Source organism: Stygiolobus sp. RP850M (assembly GCF_037389295.1).
Classification (GTDB): domain Archaea; phylum Thermoproteota; class Thermoprotei_A; order Sulfolobales; family Sulfolobaceae; genus Stygiolobus.
The window spans coordinates 55,771-81,655 of sequence record NZ_JBBHKU010000072.1 but is presented as its reverse complement, the minus strand read 5'-3'; the positions used below and the strand labels follow the sequence as shown (position 1 = coordinate 81,655).

Annotated in this window: 34 protein-coding genes; 16 read left to right on the top strand and 18 right to left on the bottom strand. The window is 38.2% G+C overall.

Translation table 11 applies throughout. The features are described 5' to 3' along the window. Positions 1–34 precede the first annotated feature (34 nt). Positions 35–2,908 (top strand): leucine--tRNA ligase, encoded by a 2,874-nt coding sequence (leuS, locus tag WIW52_RS10430; protein ID WP_337710340.1) that lies wholly within the window; start codon positions 35–37, stop codon positions 2,906–2,908. Here leuS and WIW52_RS10425 read toward each other — a convergent pair. Continuing rightward, the gene (locus WIW52_RS10425; protein WP_337710338.1) at positions 2,898–3,485 is read right to left on the bottom strand and encodes a hypothetical protein; all 588 of its coding nucleotides are present in this window, start codon (positions 3,483–3,485) and stop codon (positions 2,898–2,900) included. The two genes, leuS and WIW52_RS10425, sit on opposite strands and share 11 nt — an antisense overlap. A gap of 77 nt (positions 3,486–3,562) precedes the next feature. Between WIW52_RS10425 and hisC the strand changes: the two genes are divergently transcribed. From hisC to serS, 11 genes are read left to right on the top strand one after another with little or no spacing between them, the layout of a single operon-like run. After that, a complete protein-coding gene (gene hisC, locus WIW52_RS10420) occupies positions 3,563–4,651 on the top strand; it encodes a histidinol-phosphate transaminase (RefSeq protein WP_337710336.1) in 1,089 nt (362 codons plus the stop codon). Next, positions 4,623–5,480 (top strand): ATP phosphoribosyltransferase, encoded by an 858-nt coding sequence (gene hisG, locus WIW52_RS10415; protein ID WP_337701488.1) that lies wholly within the window; start codon positions 4,623–4,625, stop codon positions 5,478–5,480. The genes hisC and hisG overlap by 29 nt, the downstream gene beginning before the upstream one ends. Then, the gene (hisA, locus tag WIW52_RS10410; RefSeq protein WP_337710335.1) at positions 5,477–6,169 is read left to right on the top strand and encodes a 1-(5-phosphoribosyl)-5-((5-phosphoribosylamino)methylideneamino)imidazole-4-carboxamide isomerase; all 693 of its coding nucleotides are present in this window, start codon (positions 5,477–5,479) and stop codon (positions 6,167–6,169) included. The genes hisG and hisA overlap by 4 nt, the downstream gene beginning before the upstream one ends. Beyond that, on the top strand, positions 6,162–6,746 hold the full coding sequence (gene hisBd, locus WIW52_RS10405; protein WP_337701492.1) for an imidazoleglycerol-phosphate dehydratase: 585 nt from the start codon (positions 6,162–6,164) through the stop codon (positions 6,744–6,746). Before hisA ends, hisBd begins: the two co-directional genes overlap by 8 nt. Next, a complete protein-coding gene (gene hisF / locus WIW52_RS10400; protein WP_337710334.1) occupies positions 6,743–7,492 on the top strand; it encodes an imidazole glycerol phosphate synthase subunit HisF in 750 nt (249 codons plus the stop codon). The genes hisBd and hisF overlap by 4 nt, the downstream gene beginning before the upstream one ends. After that, the gene (hisD, locus tag WIW52_RS10395) at positions 7,489–8,673 is read left to right on the top strand and encodes a histidinol dehydrogenase (protein ID WP_337710333.1); all 1,185 of its coding nucleotides are present in this window, start codon (positions 7,489–7,491) and stop codon (positions 8,671–8,673) included. The genes hisF and hisD overlap by 4 nt, the downstream gene beginning before the upstream one ends. Beyond that, positions 8,663–8,953 carry a phosphoribosyl-ATP diphosphatase gene (gene hisE / locus WIW52_RS10390; RefSeq protein ID WP_337701497.1) on the top strand — a complete coding sequence of 97 codons (291 nt, stop codon included), beginning with the start codon at positions 8,663–8,665 and terminating at the stop codon, positions 8,951–8,953. The genes hisD and hisE overlap by 11 nt, the downstream gene beginning before the upstream one ends. Then, positions 8,953–9,564 carry an imidazole glycerol phosphate synthase subunit HisH gene (gene hisH / locus WIW52_RS10385; protein WP_337710332.1) on the top strand — a complete coding sequence of 204 codons (612 nt, stop codon included), beginning with the start codon at positions 8,953–8,955 and terminating at the stop codon, positions 9,562–9,564. Before hisE ends, hisH begins: the two co-directional genes overlap by 1 nt. After that, entirely contained in the window at positions 9,564–9,959 is a 396-nt protein-coding gene (hisI, locus tag WIW52_RS10380; RefSeq protein ID WP_337710428.1) for a phosphoribosyl-AMP cyclohydrolase, read from the top strand. The genes hisH and hisI overlap by 1 nt, the downstream gene beginning before the upstream one ends. Before the next feature lie 33 nt (positions 9,960–9,992). Then, positions 9,993–10,394 carry a metal-sulfur cluster assembly factor gene (locus WIW52_RS10375; protein ID WP_221288080.1) on the top strand — a complete coding sequence of 134 codons (402 nt, stop codon included), beginning with the start codon at positions 9,993–9,995 and terminating at the stop codon, positions 10,392–10,394. Positions 10,395–10,418: 24 nt separating this feature from the next. Continuing rightward, entirely contained in the window at positions 10,419–11,783 is a 1,365-nt protein-coding gene (gene serS / locus WIW52_RS10370; RefSeq protein WP_337710327.1) for a serine--tRNA ligase, read from the top strand. On the opposite strand, the gene WIW52_RS10365 is transcribed toward serS, so the two are convergent. Further along, positions 11,784–13,307 (bottom strand): B12-binding domain-containing radical SAM protein, encoded by a 1,524-nt coding sequence (locus tag WIW52_RS10365; RefSeq protein ID WP_337710326.1) that lies wholly within the window; start codon positions 13,305–13,307, stop codon positions 11,784–11,786. Between the two features lie 46 nt (positions 13,308–13,353). Further along, on the bottom strand, positions 13,354–13,590 hold the full coding sequence (locus WIW52_RS10360) for a hypothetical protein (RefSeq protein WP_337701507.1): 237 nt from the start codon (positions 13,588–13,590) through the stop codon (positions 13,354–13,356). Positions 13,591–13,648: 58 nt separating this feature from the next. Here WIW52_RS10360 and WIW52_RS10355 point away from each other — a divergent pair, with 58 nt between their 5' ends. After that, a complete protein-coding gene (locus WIW52_RS10355) occupies positions 13,649–14,068 on the top strand; it encodes an HIT family protein (protein WP_337701508.1) in 420 nt (139 codons plus the stop codon). 4 nt (positions 14,069–14,072) lie between these two features. Here WIW52_RS10355 and WIW52_RS10350 read toward each other — a convergent pair whose 3' ends face one another. The 10 genes from WIW52_RS10350 to pyrB form a co-directional block, all read right to left on the bottom strand. Then, positions 14,073–14,378, bottom strand: coding sequence for a zf-TFIIB domain-containing protein (locus WIW52_RS10350; protein ID WP_337701706.1), 306 nt, complete (start codon positions 14,376–14,378; stop codon positions 14,073–14,075). Positions 14,379–14,513: 135 nt separating this feature from the next. Next, a complete protein-coding gene (locus tag WIW52_RS10345) occupies positions 14,514–14,981 on the bottom strand; it encodes an Lrp/AsnC family transcriptional regulator (RefSeq protein ID WP_337701510.1) in 468 nt (155 codons plus the stop codon). A gap of 59 nt (positions 14,982–15,040) precedes the next feature. After that, entirely contained in the window at positions 15,041–15,643 is a 603-nt protein-coding gene (locus WIW52_RS10340; protein WP_337710325.1) for a MarC family protein, read from the bottom strand. Next, the gene (locus WIW52_RS10335) at positions 15,640–15,942 is read right to left on the bottom strand and encodes a hypothetical protein (RefSeq protein ID WP_337710324.1); all 303 of its coding nucleotides are present in this window, start codon (positions 15,940–15,942) and stop codon (positions 15,640–15,642) included. Before WIW52_RS10335 ends, WIW52_RS10340 begins: the two co-directional genes overlap by 4 nt. Beyond that, positions 15,908–16,213, bottom strand: a complete 306-nt coding sequence (locus WIW52_RS10330; protein WP_443295719.1) for a hypothetical protein — start codon at positions 16,211–16,213, stop codon at positions 15,908–15,910. Before WIW52_RS10330 ends, WIW52_RS10335 begins: the two co-directional genes overlap by 35 nt. A gap of 11 nt (positions 16,214–16,224) precedes the next feature. Further along, the gene (gene pyrD / locus WIW52_RS10325; protein WP_337710321.1) at positions 16,225–17,133 is read right to left on the bottom strand and encodes a dihydroorotate dehydrogenase PyrD; all 909 of its coding nucleotides are present in this window, start codon (positions 17,131–17,133) and stop codon (positions 16,225–16,227) included. Continuing rightward, positions 17,111–18,277: a dihydroorotase gene (gene pyrC, locus WIW52_RS10320; protein WP_337710320.1), complete on the bottom strand. Its 1,167-nt coding sequence runs from the start codon at positions 18,275–18,277 to the stop codon at positions 17,111–17,113. The genes pyrD and pyrC overlap by 23 nt, the downstream gene beginning before the upstream one ends. Continuing rightward, positions 18,261–18,902 (bottom strand): hypothetical protein, encoded by a 642-nt coding sequence (locus tag WIW52_RS10315; protein WP_337710319.1) that lies wholly within the window; start codon positions 18,900–18,902, stop codon positions 18,261–18,263. Before WIW52_RS10315 ends, pyrC begins: the two co-directional genes overlap by 17 nt. A gap of 3 nt (positions 18,903–18,905) precedes the next feature. After that, positions 18,906–19,406 (bottom strand): aspartate carbamoyltransferase regulatory subunit, encoded by a 501-nt coding sequence (gene pyrI / locus WIW52_RS10310; protein ID WP_337710317.1) that lies wholly within the window; start codon positions 19,404–19,406, stop codon positions 18,906–18,908. Between the two features lies 1 nt (position 19,407). After that, positions 19,408–20,301, bottom strand: coding sequence for an aspartate carbamoyltransferase (pyrB, locus tag WIW52_RS10305; RefSeq protein ID WP_337710316.1), 894 nt, complete (start codon positions 20,299–20,301; stop codon positions 19,408–19,410). 72 nt (positions 20,302–20,373) lie between these two features. On the opposite strand from pyrB, the gene pyrE reads away from it, so the two are divergent. The 3 genes from pyrE to WIW52_RS10290 are packed head-to-tail and all read left to right on the top strand — an operon-like array spanning position 20,374 to position 22,235. Next, on the top strand, positions 20,374–20,961 hold the full coding sequence (gene pyrE / locus WIW52_RS10300) for an orotate phosphoribosyltransferase (RefSeq protein ID WP_337710314.1): 588 nt from the start codon (positions 20,374–20,376) through the stop codon (positions 20,959–20,961). Further along, a complete protein-coding gene (locus WIW52_RS10295; RefSeq protein WP_337710313.1) occupies positions 20,954–21,616 on the top strand; it encodes an orotidine 5'-phosphate decarboxylase in 663 nt (220 codons plus the stop codon). Before pyrE ends, WIW52_RS10295 begins: the two co-directional genes overlap by 8 nt. Next, positions 21,582–22,235 carry a hypothetical protein gene (locus WIW52_RS10290; protein WP_337710312.1) on the top strand — a complete coding sequence of 218 codons (654 nt, stop codon included), beginning with the start codon at positions 21,582–21,584 and terminating at the stop codon, positions 22,233–22,235. The genes WIW52_RS10295 and WIW52_RS10290 overlap by 35 nt, the downstream gene beginning before the upstream one ends. Here the strand turns inward: WIW52_RS10290 and WIW52_RS10285 are convergent. From WIW52_RS10285 to WIW52_RS10265, 5 genes are read right to left on the bottom strand one after another with little or no spacing between them, the layout of a single operon-like run. Continuing rightward, complete coding sequence (locus WIW52_RS10285) at positions 22,198–23,229, bottom strand: phosphate uptake regulator PhoU (protein WP_337710311.1); 1,032 nt, start codon at positions 23,227–23,229, stop codon at positions 22,198–22,200. The genes WIW52_RS10290 and WIW52_RS10285 overlap by 38 nt on opposite strands. A gap of 12 nt (positions 23,230–23,241) precedes the next feature. Beyond that, on the bottom strand, positions 23,242–23,751 hold the full coding sequence (gene cdvB3, locus WIW52_RS10280; RefSeq protein WP_337710310.1) for a cell division protein CdvB3: 510 nt from the start codon (positions 23,749–23,751) through the stop codon (positions 23,242–23,244). 25 nt (positions 23,752–23,776) lie between these two features. Next, complete coding sequence (locus WIW52_RS10275) at positions 23,777–24,082, bottom strand: winged helix-turn-helix domain-containing protein (protein ID WP_337710309.1); 306 nt, start codon at positions 24,080–24,082, stop codon at positions 23,777–23,779. A gap of 26 nt (positions 24,083–24,108) precedes the next feature. Further along, positions 24,109–25,467 (bottom strand): dihydrolipoyl dehydrogenase family protein, encoded by a 1,359-nt coding sequence (locus WIW52_RS10270; protein WP_337710308.1) that lies wholly within the window; start codon positions 25,465–25,467, stop codon positions 24,109–24,111. Beyond that, positions 25,457–25,855 carry a hypothetical protein gene (locus tag WIW52_RS10265; protein ID WP_337710306.1) on the bottom strand — a complete coding sequence of 133 codons (399 nt, stop codon included), beginning with the start codon at positions 25,853–25,855 and terminating at the stop codon, positions 25,457–25,459. The genes WIW52_RS10270 and WIW52_RS10265 overlap by 11 nt, the downstream gene beginning before the upstream one ends. Between the last annotated feature and the right edge of the window lie 30 nt (positions 25,856–25,885).

Here is a 25,885-nt window from a genome sequence, read left to right as displayed (position 1 = left end):
ATACTTTAAATATCTACAATATATAGCTCTTTTGGTGACCCTTATATCAGCACCTAAAAGGTTTTCTGATTTTCTTAACGAGATATCTCAAAAATGGCAGAAAGCTTGGGAGGATATAAAACTCTTCGAGGCTAATCCTGATTATTCTCGTAAAAAATTCTATACGACAGTTGCATTTCCTTATCCTAACTCTCCCTTTCATTTAGGTCACGGTAGGACTTACGTAACATGTGATATTTACGCCAGATTTATGAGAATGAGGGGCTATAACGTACTTTTTCCCATGGGCTTCCATTATACTGGAACACCCATTATAGCTATGGCCGATGACGTAGCAAAAGGAGACAAAGAGCTAATAGACATCTTTAAGAATATATATGAGATACCTGATGACGTAATTTCTAAACTGGTAGACCCGTTATTTATGGCCAATTACTTCAAAGAGGAAATTAAGAAAGCGATGAAAGGAATCGGTCTCAGCATAGACTGGAGAAGGGAGTTTACTACAATAGACCCCGAGTTCTCTTCGTTTATAGTCTGGCAGTTTAATAAGCTTCAGCAAAAGGGTTTCATAGTTAGGGATACACACCCGGTAGGTTGGTGTCCTGTTCATCACATCCCCGTAGGTATGCATGATACAAAAGGAGACATGGAGCCCGAAATAGGAGAGTTTACGCTTATCTACTTTGACTCCGACTTAGGTATCTTTCCTGCAGCGACTTTGAGACCTGAGACTGTATTCGGGGCAGTCGCGATCTGGGTTAATCCTGACGTCAATTACGCAATAGTCGAAATGGACGGTAAGAAGTATGTTATGAGTGAAAGGGCTGCATTTAAGATTTCCTTCCAGATCGATAATGTCAAGACCATAACTACTTTGAAAGGTTCAGAACTAACTAAACATAATGCTGTAAACCCAATCACTGGTAAAACAATCCCGATATTGGGTGCGGACTTCGTAGATCCGATGACCGGCACTGGAGTAGTAATGAGTGTCCCAGCTCATGCACCTTTTGACTACTACTACCTCAAAAAGATTAAGCAGGACATGCCCGTAATATCTATAATTACGGTTGAAGGACAAGGGGATGCGTTAGCTAAAGAAGTAGTGGATAAGACTAATCCCAAAGGCAAGGAGGACTTAGAAAAACTAACGGAACAAGTGTATAGAACGGAATATAATAAGGGTAGAATGAAAGAGAATATCGTTGAGTTGGCTAGACCTGAATTCAGAGAGAGTGTTAAGGGATTAGTGGGTTTAAGTGTACCAGACGCGAGGCTGAAGATAACTGAGTTCCTGATAGAGAAGAAACTAGGAAGGAAAATTTATGAGATAATGAATAGACCGGTCTATTGTAGGTGCGGTAACGAGGTCGTAGTAAAGATTCTAAAAGACCAGTGGTTCTTAGATTATGGTAACCTGCAGTGGAAAGCCCTAGCTAAGAAATTAATATCTAAGATGATTTTCATACCTCCTGAGGCCCGTAAAGACTTTGAGTTTGTAGCGGACTGGTTACAGAAAAGGGCTTGTGCAAGGACAAGGGGATTGGGAACTCCCTTACCTTGGGACAAGAAGTGGATCATTGAGAGCTTAAGTGATTCAACCATTTATATGGCCTATTATACAGTCGCTCACCTTATAAAGAAGTACGGGCTTAAGCCTTCACAATTGACTTTGGACTTTTGGGACTATGTAATGTTAGGGCAAGGTGATCCTTTCTCTATTTCGAATTCTACTGGAATTCCGAAAGAAGTAATAGAGGAAATGAGAAAAGAATTTACGTATTGGTACCCGCTAGACGTAAGGCACAGTGGTAAGGACTTAATACCTAATCATTTATCTTTCTTCATCTTCAACCACGCTGCAATATTCCCAGAAGAATTATGGCCTAAAGCTATCGCTGTAAACGGGTTCGTTCTTCTAGAAGGTAAAAAAATGAGTAAATCATTAAGAAACATTATTCCTCTGAGAAAAGCTATAAGAATGTACGGAGCAGATGTTGTTAGGATTACTCTAACCTCTACTGCCGATATGGGCTCCGACGTGAACTTCAGTGATAGCTATGCTAAATCAGTAGCAGACGCGTTAAGGAACTATTACGATTTAATTGAGAAAGTAGATGAGTTCAAGGGAAGTGAAGAAAGCTTTCCAGAGAAGTGGATAAAGAATAAGTTCAACCAGATGGTGATAAACGTTACTAAATATCTTGAGAACTTAGACCTGAGAAATGCCCTAAATGAACTGCTCTATAACTTCTCTTCTTATCTGAACGAGTATACGGAAATGGTAAGGGCTGAAGGGAAGGAACCTAATGGAAAATTAGTAAAGGAGATTCTGGAAGTATGGATCAAGATGATTTCGCCCTTCGCTCCTCACTTTGCTGAAGAAGTATGGCACAAGTTGGGGCATGAGACTTTCGTCAGTGTAGAGAAATGGCCTGAGATACCCGAGACTTCGGTAGATATGTTAGTCGACTTAATTCATGAATATCATAAGAAAGTCCTTGAAGATATTCAGTCGATATTAAACGTGTATAAAGGAACTCCAAAAGTTGTTCGTATATTCGTGGCAACGCCTCACGAACTTTCGTTATTAAGAAGTGCATTAGAAGTAGTATCAAGAGGAGGAAGTATGAAAGAGTTTATAGAGAAGAATAAGACTCAAGAGAAATTCGACGCTAAGTTGTACCAAAAAATATTCGAGGAAGCAAGAAGTTTAGATGATAAGATGCGTAAACTTGTTCTTGGACACGACTTTAACGAAGAAGAAATACTAAGAGAAGGCGCTAATTACCTTAAGTACAAACTTGGCGGTAAAGAGATCGAGATAAGGAGCGTTAAAGAAATGGACAAAAGCAAGTATAAGAAAGACGCATTACCGTTAAAACCAGCTATATTTATCCAATAAGTTTAACTGTACTTTTTTCTATCTCAACTTTTCCGGAAGTTTTTAGGAATGCGAGTTCGTTTCTGACGTAATCTTTACTAACCCTCAGCTTAAACGAGATAATATCTACTAATTCTTTTACGGTCATGGTTCCTCCATTTTCGTTTAAAAGGTTTAGGATTTCCTCATCGATTCTGTTCATAGCTCTCTCGGTTAACTTGCCCTCTTTAACTTGGAAAGTGAGGACTTCTCCATCTAATAATATTTTATATAAGTTATTTCCGATCCTTTCTACGGTCGCTATGTCACAATTAATGTTAAAGACCTTAGCAGACGTAACGAGTCTGAACTTCAGCGGTATTTCACTGACTTTTTCCGCCTCAAAGACCAAGTTTTCTGAGTCATTATCACAAAACATCTTGAATTTGATCTCGTATGGGTAAAACTCCCACTTAATTTTGTCAAAGTTGATTATACAAGGCTTTTTCCCCTCAGCGTACAACTTTTCAGCGGCGTTAATTACTATTACCAAATTAACCCCGTAGTAATAACTCTTAATTAACCTTGGTTTCTGAAGAATTCTTTCGATTATATCCATATAAACGGAAAAGTGGAAACGGTAAAATTAAGGTTGTCCTTTTATCATGACAGAGTAAAGCTTATTTTTACAACAGAGTGATATATGTAGGGTTTCCTATTGCACCAACCGTGAAAGAACTTATATATCCTTGGCTACTGGAGTCAGAAGAATATAATTTTGATGATATAAAGGATGGGATAAGGCTTCACTTAAACGAGTCTCCTTATTCACCCCCTCCGCAAATATTAGAAGCTATACAGAAGTATTTACCTTACGCTAATCGATACCAGCACCCAGAATTATCTGAGAGGTTTTCAGCCTTAGCAGCTGACTATAATAAAGTAGAGCCAGAAAACATCTTTCCTACTCCAGGTGGAGACGGGGCTTTGAGGTCAATATTTTACAATTTAGCCCAAGTTGGAGACAAAGTTGTAACTAATTACCCTGCATATAGCATGTACAAGGTTTACTCGTCAGTAAGAGGACTCAACCACGTGAAGATTAAACTTATTGAAGGTGAAGAATGGTGGTATGAAGATAGGGAGAGACTGTTAAGCGAGAGTAAAGCTGCAAGACTTGTAATAATTGATAATCCGAATAACCCCACGGGCTCACCGATGTTAGATGAGGAGTTGGTTAAGGAGCTCGCTACAAATGTTAGAGGGTTTATAGTTATTGATGAAGCGTATTACGAATTCTACGGGAAGACTTTTGCAAGGATGATCTACGACTATCCGAATGTGTTAATAGTTAGGACTTTAAGTAAAGCTTTTTCCATGGCATCTCTTAGAGTAGGTTATTTAATAGGAAATGAAGAAGTAGTGAAAGCACTAAAGAAGACTTCGACGCCTTTCGACGTCTCACTACCCGGTCTAATCGCTGGGATTAAGGCATTAGAGGATCCTTCTTATGTAAAGGAAGTCGTTAACAAGATAAACACCAACAAAGAGTATTTAATCAAAGAGTTAAGGGGGCTCGGGTTAAAAGTGTTTAACTCCTACACTAATTTTATTTTCGTAAAAGATAATAGGGATTTATTTACCCCACTTATGGCTAAATCCATTGCTATAAGGAATTTGATTTCTGGCTATTATAGAATATCAATTGGAACAAAAGAACAGTGTGAACTACTTGTAAAAACCTTGGGTGAGATCCTTGAAAATAGCAATACCAAACAAGGGTAGGCTACAACAACCTGTCTTACAGTTCCTAAACAGTGTGGGTATTAAGCCCCTAGCTAGTGACGAGAGAGCATTAATAGTACCGACTAACTGGGAAGGAGTACAGCTAGTTATGGTCAGGACGGAGGACATTCCCAATATAGTTGAAGCGGGAGCTGCGGAATTAGGTATAACCGGTTTTGATTACGTCTTGGAATCAGGTGTAGACGTTGAGGAGTTAGTACATCTGGACTTCGGTAAGGCTAAAATAGTTCTCGCCGTGCCAGTATCTTGGGGTATTAATTCTCCAGAGGAGATTAGAGGGGAAATCAGAATAGCGACGAAGTATTTTAATATTTCTAGAAACTACTTAGCTCAAAAGGGGATAAAAGCTAAATTAGTTAAGATAAGTGGGGCAGCTGAGGTAATGCCCTCTTTAGGGGCTGCTGATGCGATAATCGATGTAATGAGCACCGGGACTACTTTGAAACTCCATGGTCTGAAGGCAATAGACACTGTTATGGAAAGTAGGGCTGTGGTAATAGGAAATAAAGATTGGATAAAAAGTGAAGAAGCCGAAAGGATAAACCTTCTACTTACCCTAATGAAAGGTGCTTTATTTGCGAGAAACAAGAAGATGGTATTTATGAACGTACCTGACGAAAAGCTGGACAAAGTGCTCTCTGTTCTCCCCGCAATGCTTTCTCCCACTCTATCTAAATTGGCTAAGAGTGATGCATGGGAAGTAATCACGGTGATAGATGAAGACTCCCTTCCCGAGATAATCGGAAAGGTAGTGGCTAACGGTGCACGTGATATAGTAATAGTCGACATAGAAAAGGTGATAAAATGAGTTTAGAGGTCATTCCCAGTATAGATATCAGTGAAGGTAAAGCCGTAAAGAGAATTAAGGGTCAGAGGGGCTCTGGACTAATTCTGGGAGATCCTTTGCGTATAGCTGAACAAATATACAGCGAGGGATATAAGAAAGTGCACTTAGTCGATTTAGATGCGGCAGAGGGAGTCGGTAACAACGAGAAAATTATAAAGATGATTTGTAAAGAAATTGGATTCGAACACACACAAGTAGGAGGAGGAATAAGGAGCTTAGACAAAGCCCAAAAAATAGCTAATGAATGTTCTTTCATAGTTCTATCTACTTTACCCGTTACGAATAGAGAAACTTTCGAGAAAATTTGGAGTGAAGTGGGTAAAGATAAGATTTTACTCTCCATAGATTACAATGAACAAGGGGACGTTTTAATAAAAGGATGGAAAGAGAGGAGAAAGATAAAGGTCGAGGAAATACTATCTTTTGATGTTTATGGTTTTATATTTACTTACGTTCCTAAAGAGGGCACGAAGAGCGGGATAGATGAAAGCGTAAAGAAATATGTTAATATAACCAAGGGAGTTAAGGAATATGCAGGAGGAGTATCCACTATTGAGGATTTGATGAAGCTTAAGGTTTTCGGTTTCGATTATGCTATAATTGGTATGAGCTTCTATAATGGTAGTCTTAGGGGTGTAAAAGTTGTATAATAGGAGTGTTAAAAAGGTCAGAGAAACAAAGGAGACCAAGGTAGAAATCGAATTAGATATTGATCAGAAAGGCGAAGTCAGGGTACAAACTCCAGTCAAGTTCTTTACTCATATGTTATCCACTTTACTATATTACATGAACTCGACTTCCACGGTTATTGCCGAGGACAAGCTAGGTTATGATGACCATCATGTAGTAGAGGACGTTGCTATAACGTTGGGAGAAGCCTTCAAGGAGGCTTTAGGTGATAAGAGGGGAATAAGGAGGTTTGCTAACGAGATAGTTCCAATGGACGACGCGTTAGTCCTAGTGGCAGTGGATATCTCGGGAAGGGGAGTAAGTAATATAGAGTTAAATCTTCAGCGAAGCGAAATTGGAGGATTAGCAATAGAGAACGTTTTCCACTTCTTTCAAACGTTTTCTTATCACTGTGGAGTAAACCTACACGTAATTCAACTAAGGGGTACAAACACTCACCATATTATTGAGGCATCTTTCAAGGCTTTAGGTATGTCTTTATACGAGGCAAGTAGAATTATCTCTCAAGACGTATTAAGTCTGAAGGGGAGCTTATGACGGCAAAACGTATTATCGCTTGTTTAGATGTGAAAAAAGGTAGGGTTGTTAAAGGAGTTAATTTCCTAGATTTAAAGGACAAAGGGGATCCTACGGAATTAGCAGCGAGATATGAAGATGAAGGAGCTGATGAGATAGTTTTCCTAGATGTTACTGCTACAATTGAAGGTAGGAGGGCTTTGTTAGAAGTGGTTAAGAACACAGCTAGTGTTCTTTCAATCCCCTTGACTGTAGGGGGTGGTATAAGGACTATTGATGACGTATCAACTATCCTTGGAAACGGGGCTGATAAAGTGAGTATAAACACTGCAGCTGTGGAGAATAAGAAACTAATTACCGAGGCCGCACTACAGTTTGGTTCTCAGGCAGTAGTAGTTGCAATAGATGCTAAAAAAGTAGATGATGAGTACAAAGTCTTCACCAGATCTGGGAGTTATGACACGGGATTAAACACGATACGATGGGCTAAAGAAGTTGAATCTTTAGGAGCTGGTGAAATTCTTCTCACGAGTATAGATAGGGACGGGACTAGGGAGGGATATGACATTACCTTAACTAAGATGGTTTCAGAAGCGGTTAATATTCCAGTAATAGCGAGCGGAGGAGCTGGTAAAGAGGTTCATTTTTTAGAAGCCTTAAAAGTAGCCGACGCTGCTTTGGCTGCGGGAGTTTTTCATGATGGAGTAATAAGGATACAAAACCTTAAAATGTATTTAAAGTCCCAAGGGTTGGAGGTAAGATTATGATTTCGAGTGAATTACCTAAAAACAGACCTAACGATTTCACTAAAGCAATACCCACAGTGGAGGAAATAATTAAGCTAGTTAGGGAAAAAGGCGACAAAGCATTACTTGAGCTAGAGGAGAAGCTGGATCATGTGAAGTTAGATTCTGTAGTAGAGGATAAGGTAGACGAACTTGCGTTAAGGATATCCCCAGAGCTTAAAGATGCTATAGACTACATATTCGAACAGCTGGTCGAATTTCATGAAACTATTAAGCCCTATAACGCTGGAGGTAACTCAAAGGGAGTAGAGTTTGGTGTAATCTGGAAACCAATAGAGAAAGTAGGCATATACGTACCCGGCGGGAATAAGGCTTACCCGTCTACTTTGTTGATGGCAGGGATTCCTGCAAAGGTAGCTGGTGTTAATGAGATTTACGCAGCTACTCCACCGTCTAAGATAGACCCTGCGATATGCTATATCGCTAAGAAGTTAGCCGTGAAAAAGCTCTATAGATTAGGCGGTGCACAAGCGATAGCAGCTTTTGCTTACGGTACGGAATCAGTTAAGAAAGTAGATAAAGTTGTAGGTCCTGGTAACATATATGTTCAAGCTGCGAAATTTTTAGTGAGTAGGGATATAGGAATAGACGGAATTGAGGGCCCTACCGAGTTAGTAATTATTGCGGACGATACAGCAAAGGTTGAGGACTTGATTCTAGATATGAGGGCTCAAGCCGAACATGGATTATCGACTTTTATAGTCCTTCTAACCACTTCCCAGAATATAGTTGATGAAGTAAAGCGTGAACTAGAAAGGGATAGGAACGTGTACTACCTCATTAAAGTGAGTAGTGTTGAGGAAGCTATAAAGATTGCTAACGAGATATCCCCTGAACATCTCTCTTTGTATGTCACTAGCCCCAAGAGATATTTAGATATTGTTTCTAACTCAGGCGCGGTAAGTCTAGGCTCTACTCCACCGGCTATTATAGATTATGCTGCAGGTCCTAATCATATTCTACCTACTAATCAATGGGCTAGATTTAGGGGAGGGGTCACTGTTTATGATTTTTTAAAGCCCATTATGTACGCCAATCTTGAGAAGCCGGATGACAAATTAATACAGTCCGCTATAATCTTAGCTAAGTATGAAGGTTTCGAATTTCATACTAAGAGTATAGGTGCCAGATATGGCAGGTAATGAGGTATTAGACAAGTTATATGAGATAATTGAGGACAGGATTTCATCGCAGAAAGAGGGTAGTTACACAGTAAAATTGTACCAGAAAGGGAAGCCTTATATAGCTCAGAAGGTTGGTGAGGAGGCAAGCGAAGTAATTGTAGCAGCTTTAGCCGAAACGAAGGAGCGTCTTGTAGAAGAGGTTGCAGACCTTCTTTATCATTTATTAGTTTTAATGGCTGTATCTAATGTGAAACCAGAGGATGTTTATGAGGAGTTAAAAAGGAGGATGAAAGAGTAATGAAGGCCACCGTCATAAATTACGGTGTGGGTAACCTTTTCAGTATTTCAGCTGGGTTGAAAAGGGTAAGCTTTGAAGTTTCGGTAAACTCTCAACCCGAAGGTAACGAAGACCTGATAGTATTCCCTGGAGTAGGTTCTTTCAATGCAGTTGCAAGTTATCTGAGTTCACATAAAGAGCTATTAGAAGACCTCAGAAAACGAGGCACTTACTTTTTGGGTGTGTGCTTAGGAATGCAGATAATGTTCGAAGAAGGAACTGAGGGCGGTTTAACCAAAGGGTTAGGTTGGTTTAAGGGCAAAGTAGATAAGATCGAAAACAACGGAAAGGATAAGTTAAAACTACCACATATAGGATGGGATAAGTTAATTGTAACTGACCTTACTTGTCCGCTCACTGAGGGGTTAAACAACCAGTACGTTTATTACGTCCACAGTTACGTAGCATACCCCGAAGACGAAAGTATCGTTAGAGCTACAACCATTTACGGAATTGCTTACCCCGCTATTATTTGTTCAGGTAACATTGTAGGCACACAATTTCACCCAGAAAAAAGTAGTAAAATTGGAAAGATCTTTTTAGGTAACCTATATAGGTGGATGAAAAAGTGATTAAGCTAAGCCTAGAGGAGGCTACTAAAATAGCTGAAAAGTTCTGGTTCAGGCATACAGATTCTACAATAATAGCCGTCCTCCAAGATGTTGAAACGAAAGAGGTATTAATGGTAGGACATATGAATAGAGAAGCTTTGATTAGGACTCTAACCGAAGGTTACGCTCATTTTTGGTCTCTGAGCAGAAAGAAGTTGTGGCTTAAAGGGGAGACAAGCGGACATTATCAAATCGTAGAAGACTTTAAGATAGACTGTGACGGAGACGCAATAGTCTTGTTGGTGCGGTCGATAGGACCGGTCTGCCATACGGGGAATAAGACTTGTTTTTACAGATCCTATAACGATATAGTCATAGAAAAAGAGAAAGAAAAAGAGTTAAACGCAAAGAGTTAATACTTGTTTTAACATATTTTAACTGGGTTAAAGATGGTTGAAGTCAACAAAGAAGAGTGGAAAAAGAAAATCATGGAAGCATTAACTCAAGTTTATGATCCTGAAATCCCAGTAGACATAGTCAACTTAGGGCTAATATATGAGTTGAAAATTTCAGACGAAGGAGACGTTTACATAAAACTTGGTTTAACTGCACCCGGATGTCCTGTCGTAGATGACCTGATTTATACTGTGGAACAAGTGATAAAGGAGACAGTTCCTGCAAAATCTGTGGAGGTTGATATAGATTTAGAAACGGTATGGTCACCTCTGAAGATGACACCTGAAGGCAGAGAAAAGTTCAAGAAATTATATGGTTATGATATAGTAGAAATGTGGGTACAAACTTACGGCTTACCTACCGAAGATACGCAACAACAAGAACAGAAGGCATAAAATCTTTTCACCCATTTCTTACTTGTGTCTTGGAGTATATTGGAACTACTCAGGACGAATCCTGAAAAGTTGAAAGAGAGTATAAGCCGAAGATTCATAGACGTTTCGTTAGTTGATAAAGCTGTTGAATTAGATAAACAGTGGAGAGCTACACTACAAGAAGTAGAAAGGCTTAGGCATGAGCATAACGTAATAAGTTCTCAAATCCCTAGAGCACCGAAAGAACAGAAGCAAGAACTTATAAGAAAGGCTAAAGAATTGTTGAAAATACTAGAGGATAAAGAGAAAGAATTACAGAAAATTGAAGAAGAAAGAGATCAGATTCTTTCCGAGCTACCTAACGTAGTGGACGATTCAGTGCCCATTGGTCCCGATGAAAATTACAGCGTACCGATAAAAGTTTGGGGGAAGTTCAAGGTTTATGAGAAAGACGTTGATGAATTTCTCAAGCAAGTTAAGGGATTAAAGGCTGATTATGAGGTAATAAAGTGGAAACCTGTAGGACATGCGGATATGTTAGAAAACGTCCTTAAGTTGGGGGATACAAAAAAGGCTGGAGAGGTAGCAGGGTCTAGGTTTTACTATCTGTTTAGCGATATAGTCTGGTTAGATATCGCCCTCTTGAACTACGCGATAGATATAATGACCTCTAGGGGATATACTCTAGTTTTACCACCTTATATGTTGAGGGGTGAAGTCATTAAGAGTGTTATAGACTTAGATACTTTTAGAGACGCTATCTATAAGATAGAGAATGAGGATCTATATCTTATCGCCACAGCAGAGCACCCCATAGCAGCTCTATTCTTTAAAGAGGATATTCCTAAGGAGAAGCTACCCTTAAAGTTTGTAGGTATTAGCCCTGCTTTTAGAAAGGAAGCCGGAGCAGCTAATAAGGACTTGAAAGGAATATTCAGAGTTCACCAGTTTCATAAAGTGGAACAATTCATATTTTCTCTTCCTGAAGAGAGTTGGAAATATCACGAGGAATTAATCTCAAATGCTGAACAAATATTCCAAGGACTTGGGCTTCCTTATAGGATTATAAATATTGCCTCTGGTGATTTGGGAGCATGTGCAGCAAAGAAGTATGATTTAGAGGTATGGATGCCTGCACAAGCGAAGTTTAGGGAGATGGTGAGTTGTAGCAATTGTTTGGATTGGCAAGCGTTTAGAATGAAAATAAGATATGTAGATTATAAGACAAACAAGAAGGGATATGTCCACACTTTAAATAGTACAGCAATTGCTAGTACAAGGACTATTACTGCAATTCTGGAAAACAACCAAAGAGAGGATGGTGTGGTGGAGATTCCTAAAGTGCTCAGAAAGTACCTAGAGGTATTTGGTGCAGCACCAAAAGACTACATATATCCTAAAAAGGAGTGATTATTTCCTTAAGTAACCTTCCAATTGGGCTTCAACTTTTTTCATTTGCTTCTTCGCAATTCTAAGGAACAGCTTTAATGTCCATCTTACCGGCATATATACGGGTGACTTAAGGTAGAACTTATTTAAGATATCCTCAGCCCAATATACATCGTGCCAGAACACTTTCTTATATAATTCAATATGTGCCTCATTTAGTTTAACCTTAGTGAACCAGTCCTTATTCTTGAAGTAACCCATAGGTACGAAGAACATCGGAACTAATATACTACGGTAGGACCTCAGGTTATCAACCAGTTCTATAGTCTTATAGACATCATCCTCAGTTTCTTCAGGCAATCCTACTATCATGGTACCGGCAGGTATTATGTTGTGATCATGCATTATCTTAAATGCTTCTTCTACAGTCTCTGGATATTCATCTACTTTATAGGGTGCCGATTTAGCGGGCATTATTTCTTTTGCAAGTCTTGAGGATCCGGTCTCAATTCCTACTTCGACGCCGAGGTAGTTCTGGTGACCGTCTTCATATACGATTTCTGTTATCTTTGAGATAAGACCGTACTTCTCTTCTGAGTAACGAATTGCTGCCAAGCTGGCATGACTCCATGCTATGGTCTTATAGTATTTCTTAACTAGTTTATGCAGTTTTATAAGCGGTTCAGGTCTAGGATGTATTCCTACTGCACCGTAAAACAAAACGTCATCACTATGTATTACCCCGTGTCTTACGCCATTCTTAACGTTTACTTGTAGTTCTCTTTCAATCTTCTCTAGTGGGTAATACCTTGTTGGTCTTAACGTCACGGAGCAGAATCTGCAAGATCTCGCACATCCTCTCATTATTTCAATTAGTCCATTAACACTAGCACCTTTTATTTCAGGAATTTGATCTACTGAAGGGGCTTCCTCCGCGCCAATATACACGTATTTCGGTAACGGTTCGTTATTCATTATCATTTCGGCAATTTTTACAATGTAAGTATCAGCTTCTCCGTCTACTAAGGTATCTACTTCTACTTCTTCAATCATATCTGTTCTCCAAAGCCATTGCCATACTGACGGTCCCCCGGCTATAATCTTCATACCTCTTTGTTTTGCCTGCTTAATTTCCGGTTTATGAATTAGCTCTTGGAAACTCTTGTAATTGACAGGCTCCTTCTTTGTTATCCCCCACCATGTGGAAGATGGAGGGCCAAAAGCAAAATAATCGTGATGAGACAACATTAAGGCCTTAGCATGTGGTAAGTATTTTCCAATATAGTCTGGGTCAATAATGGCTGCCTTATAACCTGCGTCGATTAGTGCTGCTTCTATTTTCCTCATTCCGTAAGGTGCTTCTCTCGGTCTTCCTAATTCATCTGTCTTCATTTTAGGGCAAGCTAACCACTTCCACGCCTTCTCAGGAATTCCTATTGCAGGTCCAGTACCTAAGAAGCCTAAAAATTCCTTGCCATGATGGTTAGTCATTAGACAGCGATCAGTTGTTATTATGAAGTCAAATTTCTCTTCCAAAAAACTCACCTTTTATGTCTTTGTAAGTTTATATTTATAAAGACGTTTTTAAAAGTCATTTAAGCACGTTTCTAAGGATCTTTTTCAAATCATCAGGCAATTTGTCTCTTGAGTCTATAGTCTGTACATTATTTAAGTCTTCCTTCCACTCTTCACTTTCTCCCAATTTTATGTTCTTTAAAGTCTGGAATATATATATCTTTTCTCCTCTTTCATTTCTGGCTTGATGTATAATCAATTCATTTCCACCAATCTTTACCAGATATTTTGCCTCGATGGATGATATCTTCATGATTTCTAATTTAACACTTATAGGGATTAAAGCTTTAACTTTAATGTCGGGTGATTTAATGGATTCTTGCGTATTTTGTAAAATAATTAAAGGTGAACTTAAATCACAAAAAGTATATGAAGACGATTATGTGCTAGCTTTTCTAGATATTAATCCGATTCATAAAGGACATACACTCGTGGTAAGTAAAAAGCATTACGATAACATATACGAGATTCCAGATGATGAATTAAAAAAAGTTATTGTAGTAGTAAAAAAGGTTGCTATAGCAATAAAAAAGATGGGTGCGGATGGTGTTAATGTTATCCAAAATAATGATGAAGCAGCAGGGCAAAGAGTGTTTCACATCCACTTTCACGTGGTTCCGAGATATAAAGGCGACCGTATTAAGATACACACAATAGAGGATAAGACCAGATATAAAGATGAAAATGAAATGAGAGAATATGCGGATAAGATTAGAAGGTTTTTAAGTTAGTACTTTACTCCTCTTCAGATTCGTCACTTTCTTCAAACTCTTCCCTGAGCAGTTCAAGTCCTATTTCCTTATAATATTCTTCTCTCTCCTGCTCTAGTTGTTCTTCCTCTAGCCTTCTTTCTCCTTTATCGCTCACTAAGGAGGTAGTAAGGACTTTGTTGCTTTTATCAGCTTTTTCTTTCACACTGTATTCTTTTTTCGCTTTTTCACTGAGTTCCTTCTCGTAACCACATTTATTGCACTTCAGTATTTCTTTGCCATCCTTCTTGGTAGGTACTAGCACTCCTCCACATTTAGGACAGAACTGCATTAACTGGTCACCATATATTGTAGTAAAGCCTAGAAAATGTATAAAAGGCTTTTGCTTATCTTGGCTGATCCTAGGACAACCCTTTATTAATAGGGATAGTTTATTATATAATAAATTAATCAAAAAAGGATAGATTTAAACAATTTTAATCCTAGGATCTTCTTTAACTACGTTAAGAACTATACTTGTGTGAGTTCTCTCCACCTTAGGGTTCTTTAATAAGCTCTTCAGAAAGTTGTCGAGATCTTCTACACTGCGGAACTTCGCTATTACTGCGACATCGTATTCTCCTACAATATCGTAGACTGCGATAACATTATCTAGATTGGCTATTTCTCTTTCAAATTCAACTAAATGTTTTCCATCTACCTTAGCCATTATTATGCTTGTAAGTGTGTAGCCTAATTTTGAATAATCAATCAATGCTGTAAATCCTTTTATTACGCCCTCTTGGACAAGCCTGAATAATCTATTATGAAGAGTCGCGGGTGATACATTCATTTCTTCCGCTAGTTTTCTTAAACTTACTCTCGAGTCTTTTAGTAGCTCAATTAATAATTTCCTATCAACAGTGTCTATCTCAACCCGTTTTCTATCAGACATGAAGTTCATGATTATTAAATGACTACCCGTTAAAAAATTTTCATTTTAATAAGGATTTGTCATACAAACTTGAGCTGAGATATACCAGCTAGTATTAATTGTATTCCAAAGGCAGCTATGATTATAGCGGTGAATCTGCCCGCAGCAACTGTTCCAGTTTCACCTAATGCTCTTACTAGTATTGGTCCTATAAGGAGTGAGAAATAGACTAAAAATGTAACTACAATACTACTTAAAATTAGTGTTACTGGATTATAAGATACAGATAACGTAATTAAAGCTGTCATAGTTCCAGGGCCTACTAGAAGTGGTGTTGCTATTGGAGTGATTAGAGCTTCCTCTAACTTTCTCACGAATCTGAGTTGTTGAAAACCACCCATAGTATCGATACCCAAATAAACTAGAAGAATCCCACCGGCAATTTCCAGTGCTTGAGGTGATATTCCAAGAAAATCAAGTAAGGGTTTCCCTAGTACTGAAAACAAAACTAAAAGTACTCCGATAGCAACTGTTATTTTATTCACAACAAATTTCCATGTTATCTTCTCCTCCTTAGCAGCCTCTTCATAAACCGCTAATAAGTACGGTAGTACAGAAAAAGGGTCTATAATTGCAAACAATTTTACTGTAATTATTGGTATTGGTGAAAATATATCTGTCATTCTAGTAGGCTTAACACGTCTCTGAGAATTTTAATTCTTTCCTCTTTATTTTCGGTGAAAGAAGCTAAAACCAACTTACTGAGCACTTTGTAGATAGTAGAAATTTCCTTCTTACACTGTTCATTACCTAATTGGAGTTCATTTACTTTACTTTCTAAACTTTGCAAAGAATAAAGTAATTGTGTTATGATGTCTTCTTCTCCGTGTTCATGATGATGATGTTCTTCTTGCTCTACTTCTCTTTGTATTTCAGCTATATCATCCTCATTCTTTGGAATCTTGTCTATCCTGAACTTCATTTTCCTCTCCACCCTCAGTATCTACGTTTCTCACTTCTTTCATATCTATATCTTGAATTATTAATTTATCTACGCCCATCTTGAGATAGTGTTTAATGACAATACTTATCTTGCCTGCTGCCCTAACTGGGATGCACTCAGTCTCTACCTCCTCTCCCGTCACCAGCTTAGCTATTACCTTAGCCTCTTTTTTAGCCTCGTCACAATATTCAACGTCTACTGATTGTATCTTGCCCATATACAGTAGTGATTCTATGTCTCTTCCTTTCATAGGTATTCTGTTCACTTTCTCACACCTATACCAATCACTTCTTCAATCTTTAATCCTTTCTCCTTTAAATAAGTGTTAAAACCCTCACGTATCTCCAAAATTACTTCGTAACCTCTGTCGATAATCGCTGTTCCTAAACCCACTAACTTCGCTCCAACAGCGATTAGTTCTAACGCATCTTCCCACGTAAATACTCCTCCCATCCCGATTATTTCTGTATCGTACTCCTTATACACGTCATGGATAACCCTCACAGCTAACTGATGTATGCACTTCCCTGATATACCACCTGTACCGTAGCTTAGGATAGGCTTAAACTCCTCTCTATCTAAAGCTAACCCCTTAAGTGTATTTATCAGGGTAATTCCTTTAGCTCCCCCTTCAAGGGCTTTTCCTGCCAGTTCTACAGTATTGTCCCAAGGACCCAATTTTACGAACACGGGGAGTGAAGTTACACTGCTCACTTCTTTAGTGATGTCCAGTGTAAACTTTGAGGTGGATTCACCGTAACCTTTTCTGTTAGGGCTACTTAGGTTCAGTTCTATCATCTTCACTTTCTCTCTTAAAGCCTTGTTAGTAGTTCTCAACTCTTCGAATCTCTCTACCACTTTCTTTATTTCACCTATACTGTTTCCCCCTATACTTAGAATTAAATTACAGTCAGATTTAACCTGAAACCCCTCCAGTGAGTCTATCCCCGGGTTACCCAAACCTATTGCATTCATGTAACAACCATTACTTAATTTAATCACTGTAGGAGGTTTGTGGGGTTCTAATACGTTTAATGTTAGCGTCTTCATCGTTATTGCTGAAGGCGAATATTTTTCGCAAATTTTATTCATAAATTTATCCACGAGAGGGACTATGCCAGAGCTTATTATAAAAGGGTCTTTAAATTCAATTCCTGCTACTTTCAGCAATTATGTTCACTCCCCTAATAGGATATACAGTTTCTCCGTCATATGCTAGCTTCCCTTCTACAATAACGTTAGTTACCTTAGCTTCTAAAGGAAACTGGTCTAGAGGGGTTTGTGTTACTTTACTGAATTTAGTAGAGTATCTCCAACTCTCCCTTTTGATTATTGTAAATGTAGCTGAGTACCCCTCCTTTATCTCTCCAGCTTTAATACCCGTGATCTTAGCAGGGTTCTCGGCTAGTAATTTAACAGCCCTATCTAATTCTAAGAGTCCCTTAAACACTAACGTATAAATAAACGGAGTTGTGAAAGATACAGTTGCTATTCCAGGTGGGCATAGGTCGAATGGTAGAGACTTCTCCCTTTCGGTATGTGGCGCATGATCACTTGCCAATACATCCGTCTCATGTAATCCTAGAAGGAATAATTCCAGTCTAGTCTTATAATCCCTAATTGGGGGGTTTACCTTACTTAGGCAATCCTTTTCTCCTTCTACTAACATGTGGTGTGGTGTTATATCAGTCGAAAATCCTAAGTTTTTTGCGAGCCTCAACGTCTCTAAATTAGTTATATGTGTTATGTGTATCTTTCCATTTACCATGTAAAGTGACGCAAGTTCCATCCACTTGTCTCTGAGCCTTCTGTCAACCGTCAGAGCAAGGGGTATTTCAGGATGAAGTATTTTAAGCTTTTTACTCTTTTCAAGGATTAATTTAGTTTCCTCTTTTTCTAGATCCTCAGGAAATATTTTATACCCCGCTATAGGCAGTTTATCAACCTCCTCAAATTCCTTTGTAACACCGCTATATATTCCATAGTTTGTTCTAGCATATAAATCGAATTCCCTTAATCTCTCTATAACTCTTTCTTTTGTATTTACTGGCGGTATTGTGTTTGGCATGTCAAATACAGTACCGACTCCACCGTAAACAGCTTCACTAGTCGCAGATGTTACCGTCTCCTTATATGACAACTTAGCCCCCCTAACATGGACGTGAATATCGATAGAGCTGGGTAAAATAAGCTCGTCGGGTCTGAACTCAATATCTGGTTTACAGTTCTTTCTAATCTCTCTTATGTTTCTATCTATGTTTATACACAGCTCGGTAATTTCCCCGTAATAGTAGGTTTTACCTCTGATCCACAAGTTCCCTCACTTCCACAAAGGGTCCTTCAACACAAGGTAGTATTCCGTTATAATTACACTCACCACAGACTCCCAAATTACAGTTCATTTTTACCCATCTCACGTATACCAGAGCATTTAAAGGGAGAGTTTTTACATCAGATTCAGGAACGGATGCTAGGATTAAATCATATTCTTTACTATCTTGTAAGCTCTTTACTGTCTCGAATTCTCCGACATCACATTTTTCTAAGCAGTATATGTTGACTTTAGACCCACTTTCGCTAAGTACTTTTAACGCGTACCTTAAATCGAGATAATTCTTTTTGTTTTTGATAATTCCTAGCACACTTCCGGTCTTACCAAAGTTAATCGGCTTACCGAGAGGTCCCTTTATTAATAATTTCTTTCTACCTTGAATCATGGTGATGAGTTTCTGGCTTTCAATAAAGAGTGTCAAAACTTTATTTTCCTCGTCGTAATCACCTACGGTTAAAGGGATTTCTAATTCTTTTGGAAAAATTATGCTGATGTATTGCCCGGCTCTAGGTTTGAAAGGGTATTTAACCGAAACTCTGTTTATCTCAAACATCTTGTCATAAGAAACAGAAATTATATCGCTATATATCAACTCATTAAACGGCATTAGTTACACCGGTTTTGTTTGAGGGTTGCCCAGTATCTGTCTAATTACGTCGTTTTCATCTATTTCTGTCTCGCAATACTCGCATCTCATTTTCAACGGTTTTACTTTAACAGTCCTGAAAACAGATGTTGCCTCTATATCGTTATTGGTTATACAGTGAGGGTTAGGACACCTCAGAATTCCCTTTACCACCTCAGGCACTTTTAACTGCTTTTTCTCAACGACCTCATAATCCCTTATGATGTTAATCGTGGCAGTAGGAGCTATTAGTGTAATTAAGTTGGCCTCGTTTTCACTTACTTCCTTGTCTTCGATCTTGACTATATCCTTCTTTCCTATTCTTTTACTTTCTACGTTAAGTACAACAGCTACTCTTAATCCTTCCGAGCCCGTTATCTTTAGTACTTTCAATACTGCGAGTGCTCTTCCAGCAGGTATGTGATCTATAACTGTTCCGTTCTTAATTTTACTTACTAATAGTTCTTTTTTTGTAGGTACTTCCATTTTACTCACCTAAAATTTTTTCGAGTAAAGCCATTCTGACGGGCACTCCGTAGGAAGCTTGTTCAAAATACTTTGCATGTGCTGTCTTGTCAACTTTTCTGTCGATCTCATTAACTCTCGGCAATGGGTGAAGAATGATACTATTTTTCTTCATTTTACTTACTAAATTTAAGTCTACTATATAGCTCTCCTTGATCCTCTCGTATTCAAGTTCATCTAAGAACCTCTCTTTTTGTATTCTCGTAATGTAGAGCACGTCTATATCCTCAATGACATCGTAGACGTTTGAGGTAATTTTGTAGGGATAATTCAACTCTTCTAAGAATTCATTTCTCGGTCTAAGTTGTGGAGGGGAGATTAAATACACGCTCTTTGGCTTAAATCTTGTTAGCATTCTTAGGAAGCTATTTACTGTTCTAGCGTATTTAAGGTCGCCAAGTAGTCCGTAAATTAGACCATCGGTTGTTCCGAAGTGGTTAAACACGGTGAAAAGGTCTATTAGAGTTTGTGTAGGGTGTTCATGTTTACCGTCTCCTGCATTAATTACCGGTTTATCCGTAACCTCAGATGCAAGCTTCGCTGCACCATCAAATTTGTGTCGTATTACTATTGCGTCAGAGTAATTATCTAACATCCTGATTGTATCTGCTAAGTTTTCTCCCTTAGTTACTGAAGTTCCTTCAGCTCCAGAGAAACCGATTACATTTCCTCCCAAGTTTATAACCGCCTTATTAAAGCTCAAGTAAGTCCTTGTACTAGGCTCGAAGAAGGCTAGAGCTACGGTTTTTCCTCTTAATGAATCACCTTTTTGTTCCTTCACGAACTTAGAAGCTAACTTGAAGATCTCTTCTACATCTTCTCTTGTTAAGTCATATGAAGAGATTATACTTTTCACAAAAGCCCTTGTTTTAGCTTTGTTGGAAGATTATTTAAAGTCTTTTACGATTAAGTATAAAGCCGATAAGGGATGGAATTCGCTAAAAGTATTCTTGAAAAAAGATTATTATTAACAGGTAATTTTATACTCACCTCTGGTAAAGTCAGTCCATATTATTTAGACCTCAGGAGACTACCTAATTATCCAGAGATATTTAACGAAGTAGTGAATAAAGCTACTGAGATAATAAAAGGTCTGGACTTCGACATCATAATAGGAATAGCTACTGGAGGGATTCCATTCGCATCATTTCTAGCATGCAAGCTTCAGAAACCTTTAGGTTATATAAGGAGTGAGAAAAAGGGATACGGTACAGATCGTTTGGTTGAGGCGGAAGTACAAGGAAAAAAAGTTATCATAGTTGATGACGTGGTAACTACTGGGGGGTCTATATTAAGGGCCGTTGATGAGGTGAGGAAGAACGGCGGATTAGTTAATTATTCACTCGCTATAGTAGATAGGCAAGAAGGTGCTTCTAAAAAGCTAAAAAATATAGATGTAAATTTAATCTCAGTCTATAAAATAAGCGATATCTTAAACTACCTTCTTTCCTCGGACTTAATAAACGACACCGATAAGAAAGCTATAAAGGAGTATTTGGTGAATAACATTGAGTAAAACTATACTAGCCTTGGATAAAGTCCTACCAATTAAGACACTTAAAGGTATCAGGGACTATATTCCCAAGGTGAAATTTAGCTATATTACTTTGCTTGATGGAGGGTTGGAGTACCTAAAGGAAGTTTATAAGTTGGGTTGGGAAGAAGTGATCTTTGATTTAAAACTTGCCGATATTGACTCTACTATGGTTGGGATAGTCAGTAGGCTGACTAGTTTTTCAGATTCCTTTATCTCTCATTCCTTTATAGGGTTCGAAGGAGCTCTTGACACTCTCTCATCCTTTTTATCAAAGGAAGGTAAGGGACTATATTTGGTTCTTTCTATGTCTCATAAAGGTTGGAACGATTCTTTCTACCCGTATTTGAAGGATATTGCTAGACACGTCAATCCTAAGGGATTTGTGGTCGGAGCTACTAAACCAGAAATGATTAAGGTAGTCAGGAATGACTTCCCTGAAAAATTGATTATATCACCAGGTGTGGGAGTTCAAGGAGCTTTGTTTGGAGACGCGTTATGTAATGGTGCCGATTATGAAATCGTAGGTAGGAGTATATATTCCTCGACTGACCCTGTTAAAACTACCCGTGAATTAGTTGCTAAGCAAGAGGTAAGGGTTAATGAGTGCAAGGAAGTTTCAGAAAATAGAAAATAATGACTTAAGTTTAAAACTTGCAAAAATCGCAAAGTTGATTTACAAAGCCGAAGAAATACATGAAGATACGGGGGAAGAGCCTACAACGGACTTTCAGAAATTATACACACAAGGGGGTGTTGAAGGAACCGAAATTGGTAAAGGGAAAGTCAGTTACTTTGCTTTATATGAGGAATTTGCTAAAATCTACATAGAGTTTATCAGTAAAGTAATGAGTACTTACGCCTCAAAGACGAGAGAGACAGAAATAGAGTTTATTAATATACTTCTCGAGGACGGCAATTATCTCGTGTTAGAGGGAGAAGAGGATAGAGTAGTGATTCCCCATCCCTCAGCTATTGCCTCTACTCATACTCATCCTAACGTCTGTGTTTTCTCCTACAAGGATCTCGAAACAGCTTCTCACCTATTTATAAAGAATTACCTAGCGGTGGGAGTAATCACGGACGAATGTTTGTTACTGATTTTCAGAAAAGGTGCTTACACGTTAGAGGATAAGAACGAGCTGGAGAAACTGGCAAGGATAACTAAAAAGAGTAAAACACTGCAGGAAGTTCTAAACGGTTATAAAAACTCAAGGTTTAATCAGTTAGCTCTTCGAATGGTTCGGATTGTTTAGCAAGGAGATCTATTGTTGCTTCCGCTATATCGATGGAATATCTTATAGCCCTTCTAAGGGAGTCCATGATTATCAGTAGAGACCCTGTTTTCTTGGGATCAAGTTGAGAGGAGAGAATAGATTGGGTTATAAGAGCATTAGAATTCAACAAGTCATACTCTTTCTTAATTACGTCGTGGGCTATATTCCCGTCTTTGTTGAAGAATGCGTTTACTGAAGTCTTATAGAAGTCTGCAGTAGTTTTACCGTGATCATATACTCTTTTGTCCTCAAGTCTCTCCAAGGTCTGAAGTTGTTGTAATATCCTTACTGTGTGATCGGAAATCCTCTCTATAGATTTCACAACTGAGAATATATTTATTATCTGAGTCAAGTTATATCCTTCGTTCTCGAGAATATCTGAGTATTCAACCGACAAGGAAAGTTGTCTTACAGTGTAAAAGTAAAACCTATCTACGTCATCATCTCTATCAGAGATTTCTTTACTGAGCTTCTCATCCCCTTCCCACAAGGCATCCATTGAGTCCCTCAACATATTATAGGAGATGTTGAATGCTCTACTAATGGACTTAGTCAAAGACAGATCCTTTTCATTAACTAGAAATTGAATCATTAAACTACTAGCATTCTCGTCAATAACTTCAGCCCCAAGAAGCCTTTTTCTTACTACGTCCTTTATCATCTCTCTATCGTCTGCAGTAAATCTGTTACACGATACTGTAACTAATGAATATCCTGCCATATAATATGCAATTATCTCTCTTATAACAAAGGAGATATCAGGTTTATTACAGTTGAGACCTATAGTTTTCTCTCTTTTCTCGTCTCCCTCTCTGTTTTTTGGGGTAAGTATTAATCGTAGTTGTTTGTCCTGCCTTATCTCTATCTCATCACCAGGTTTTAAGGAATGTTCCTTCACCCAATTTTTTGGTAGGGATATTATATATGTGGAACCGCCAGTTAATTGTATTTTTCTCACTATAGGCTTTATCATAGTCTATTTTCACTATATACTTGCCTCGGAGACTTTATATTTTTTATTTACCTCTTGTTTAGCAATACTTTCCGACTCAGAGAGTATTTTGTTTGCTTCTTCCGTTATATTCTGTATAAAGGGGGTTTCAGTAGTTTCAATCGGTATTAATGAATCTAAAATCTCGTCTATTATGGGAGAAAATTCAACTGAAGAACCTATTTCCTTCTTAAGTACCTTTACGGCTTCTACTACTGGAGCTAGATAACCACGAACCTCTCCGAGAATTAACACAGTCTCCAGTCTAATCTCAAGGATTTCCAAAATGATTTTCAACTGGATAAGCCTAGATATTATATTCTTGTTTATATCTGCCTCTTTTATATATTCCCTACTTAGATAGGGGAACCTACCCACATTAGATAGGGATAGCCTTTCCAAATTTTTAACTCTACTATCGATTCTACTTACCCAGAAATCGATCTTATTAATTGCGATTTTAACGTCTGCAAGTAACTCTGATAATGTCTTTTTCCTTCTCACAAATACCACATTTGAGCCCAAACATTTAAGAGGATTTAGTCTCCTTAAGAAGCTCATTCAAAACGTTTACATACATGCGGTAGAAAGAAGTAAGCTTATATAATGCCCCATAACCGTCTCCTTCCCTATATACTATTTGATTATCCATTAAGACCTCGAGATGATGGGTTACGGTTTTATAATCTATAGAGAGTTGCTTAGCTATCTGGTTGGCATTCATTGGAGAGCTCTCAAGTAATTTCACAATTTTAAGTCTAGTATTTCCCCCTCTGGAGGACAAAAAGAGAAATTTGAAAAGCTTTTTGACTTGCCTGATCTCTTTATCACTCACTATGGTTTAGAAAAGGGTTTATAGTATTAATAAATCTCTCCGTAAATTCCGCGTTGAGAGATCTCGGTTATCACTTCTGAAATAGTAGGATGAGAGAACTGTACTTTATAAAGATCACTTAACTTCAGGGATAACTCCATAGCTAAAGCCAATGTATTTATAACTTCCGTTGCCCCCTCACCTACCATATTAGCACCCAGAATCTTTCCTTCAGAGTCCACGTAAACTTTCAGGAATCCCTCAGGTTCATTAAGTGTCCACGCTCTCGGTATCTCCCTCATAAGGACTTTTATCTCTCGAGCATCTATTCCAGCCTTCTTCAGCTCTTCAGCAGTTTGTCCAACTACTCCTATTTCGAGATCTGCGAAAATTGAAGACGGAATATATTTGGGCATTTCTGTATTTTTACCACCTATATTATCTCCAGCGATAATTCCTTGTCTCCATGCCTTTGTTGCGGAGAGGGGTACTCCAGCTACATCACCTACAGCGTAAACTTTTGGATTACTAGTCCTCGCCTTATTGTCTACCTTAATGTAGCCTCTTTGGTCACTGTCTACTTTTATAGCCTTCAGATCAATGCCGTTAGTTACTGGTTTCCTCCCTATAGTAATAACAGCTAAATCTCCCTTGACTTCTTCTGTAGATGAAGGCGTTTGTGCAGTAAATACAACTTTATCATCACTCTTTACTATCTTTGACTTGGTGTTAAGATAGATCTTAACACCTTTTTCTTCCAATCTTTTCTTTACTTCATTTGCAACTTCAATATCTATTCCCGGAACGGGCAATAGTCTTGGCATTAACTCTATAATTGTAACGTTCTTATTCATAGCCCTGAACAAGGTAGCTAACTCCACGCCAGCAACTCCTCCACCTACTATAATTATATCATTAGGTAAGGATGGTAAGTTCATTGCAGTCCATGGATCTACTACATTCCTCCCGTTTAGTGGAAAGTCTGCTAAAGAAAGAGGCTCTGAACCCGTCGCGATTACCATCATATCTGTGGTTATCACTTTTCCGTTAACCTCTACTTCCCCTTCCCTTTTTACACTGGCTTGTCCTTTTATGACGTCAATGTTATACTTCTTGAGGACTGAAGTGAAAGAATTCTTGACGTTCTTTATTATTTCGTTTTTGAATACTCCAAGTCTATCGTAATCTATCTCTACCTTTCCCGAGATCCAGTTTGATTTTGTAGTTTTGCTAACCAGCTTTACGGCATCTATTAGGGTCTTCGACGGAATACAAGCTCTGTTTAAACACTCTCCCCCGAGTTCATCTTTTTCAATTATAGCGACTTTTTTACCTAATTCCGAACTTCTTATCGCCGCAGTTAAACCTCCTATCCCTCCACCGATTACCACTACATCATAATTCATTCTTTTTCTTAATTCTCCTAGTAAGATAGGTTTTAAGCTTTTGCAAAACGCTTTGTAAGTCCTTATCCAACATCTTTATTTTATCATCGGGACAAAGAGCAAGGTACTCCAGCTCCGTAAAGACTTTAAACTCTTCTTGAATGTCATCTAAAGATCTAGTAAGGTCTAAATATCTCTCAACAAAATATTTTCCGTTTTCACAATTCTTCATGATGAAGCTTAGTAAACCTAAATCCATCACTCTCTTTCTACCGTTCTTATTGTTCACAACAACTACTCTGACTCCTATAGGAATATCGTCGTATAGGTCGTTTAATGAGATTTCATCTGTGGAAAGAAAAATGATGGATTCCTCAGCCCTTAGAAATTTTTCAACTACCCTATTCATTAATACTTTTTAAGTCATTAAGAGTAAAAA

Bases quoted from the DNA above. Each gene is read 5' to 3' on its own strand.
- WIW52_RS10425 (WP_337710338.1), bottom strand. From the start codon at position 3,485: ATGGATATAATCGAAAGAATTCTTCAGAAACCAAGGTTAATTAAGAGT.
- hisA (WP_337710335.1), top strand. From the start codon at position 5,477: ATGAGTTTAGAGGTCATTCCCAGTATAGATATCAGTGAAGGTAAAGCC.
- hisF (WP_337710334.1), top strand. From the start codon at position 6,743: ATGACGGCAAAACGTATTATCGCTTGTTTAGATGTGAAAAAAGGTAGG.
- hisD (WP_337710333.1), top strand. From the start codon at position 7,489: ATGATTTCGAGTGAATTACCTAAAAACAGACCTAACGATTTCACTAAA.
- hisE (WP_337701497.1), top strand. From the start codon at position 8,663: ATGGCAGGTAATGAGGTATTAGACAAGTTATATGAGATAATTGAGGAC.
- hisH (WP_337710332.1), top strand. From the start codon at position 8,953: ATGAAGGCCACCGTCATAAATTACGGTGTGGGTAACCTTTTCAGTATT.
- WIW52_RS10375 (WP_221288080.1), top strand. From the start codon at position 9,993: ATGGTTGAAGTCAACAAAGAAGAGTGGAAAAAGAAAATCATGGAAGCA.
- WIW52_RS10360 (WP_337701507.1), bottom strand. From the start codon at position 13,590: ATGAAGATATCATCCATCGAGGCAAAATATCTGGTAAAGATTGGTGGA.
- WIW52_RS10355 (WP_337701508.1), top strand. From the start codon at position 13,649: ATGGATTCTTGCGTATTTTGTAAAATAATTAAAGGTGAACTTAAATCA.
- WIW52_RS10350 (WP_337701706.1), bottom strand. From the start codon at position 14,378: ATGCAGTTCTGTCCTAAATGTGGAGGAGTGCTAGTACCTACCAAGAAG.
- WIW52_RS10345 (WP_337701510.1), bottom strand. From the start codon at position 14,981: ATGTCTGATAGAAAACGGGTTGAGATAGACACTGTTGATAGGAAATTA.
- WIW52_RS10340 (WP_337710325.1), bottom strand. From the start codon at position 15,643: ATGACAGATATATTTTCACCAATACCAATAATTACAGTAAAATTGTTT.
- WIW52_RS10335 (WP_337710324.1), bottom strand. From the start codon at position 15,942: ATGAAGTTCAGGATAGACAAGATTCCAAAGAATGAGGATGATATAGCT.
- WIW52_RS10330 (WP_443295719.1), bottom strand. From the start codon at position 16,213: ATGAAAGGAAGAGACATAGAATCACTACTGTATATGGGCAAGATACAA.
- WIW52_RS10315 (WP_337710319.1), bottom strand. From the start codon at position 18,902: ATGCCGTTTAATGAGTTGATATATAGCGATATAATTTCTGTTTCTTAT.
- pyrI (WP_337710317.1), bottom strand. From the start codon at position 19,406: ATGGAAGTACCTACAAAAAAAGAACTATTAGTAAGTAAAATTAAGAAC.
- pyrE (WP_337710314.1), top strand. From the start codon at position 20,374: ATGGAATTCGCTAAAAGTATTCTTGAAAAAAGATTATTATTAACAGGT.
- WIW52_RS10290 (WP_337710312.1), top strand. From the start codon at position 21,582: ATGAGTGCAAGGAAGTTTCAGAAAATAGAAAATAATGACTTAAGTTTA.
- WIW52_RS10285 (WP_337710311.1), bottom strand. From the start codon at position 23,229: ATGATAAAGCCTATAGTGAGAAAAATACAATTAACTGGCGGTTCCACA.
- WIW52_RS10270 (WP_337710308.1), bottom strand. From the start codon at position 25,467: ATGAATTATGATGTAGTGGTAATCGGTGGAGGGATAGGAGGTTTAACT.
- WIW52_RS10265 (WP_337710306.1), bottom strand. From the start codon at position 25,855: ATGAATAGGGTAGTTGAAAAATTTCTAAGGGCTGAGGAATCCATCATT.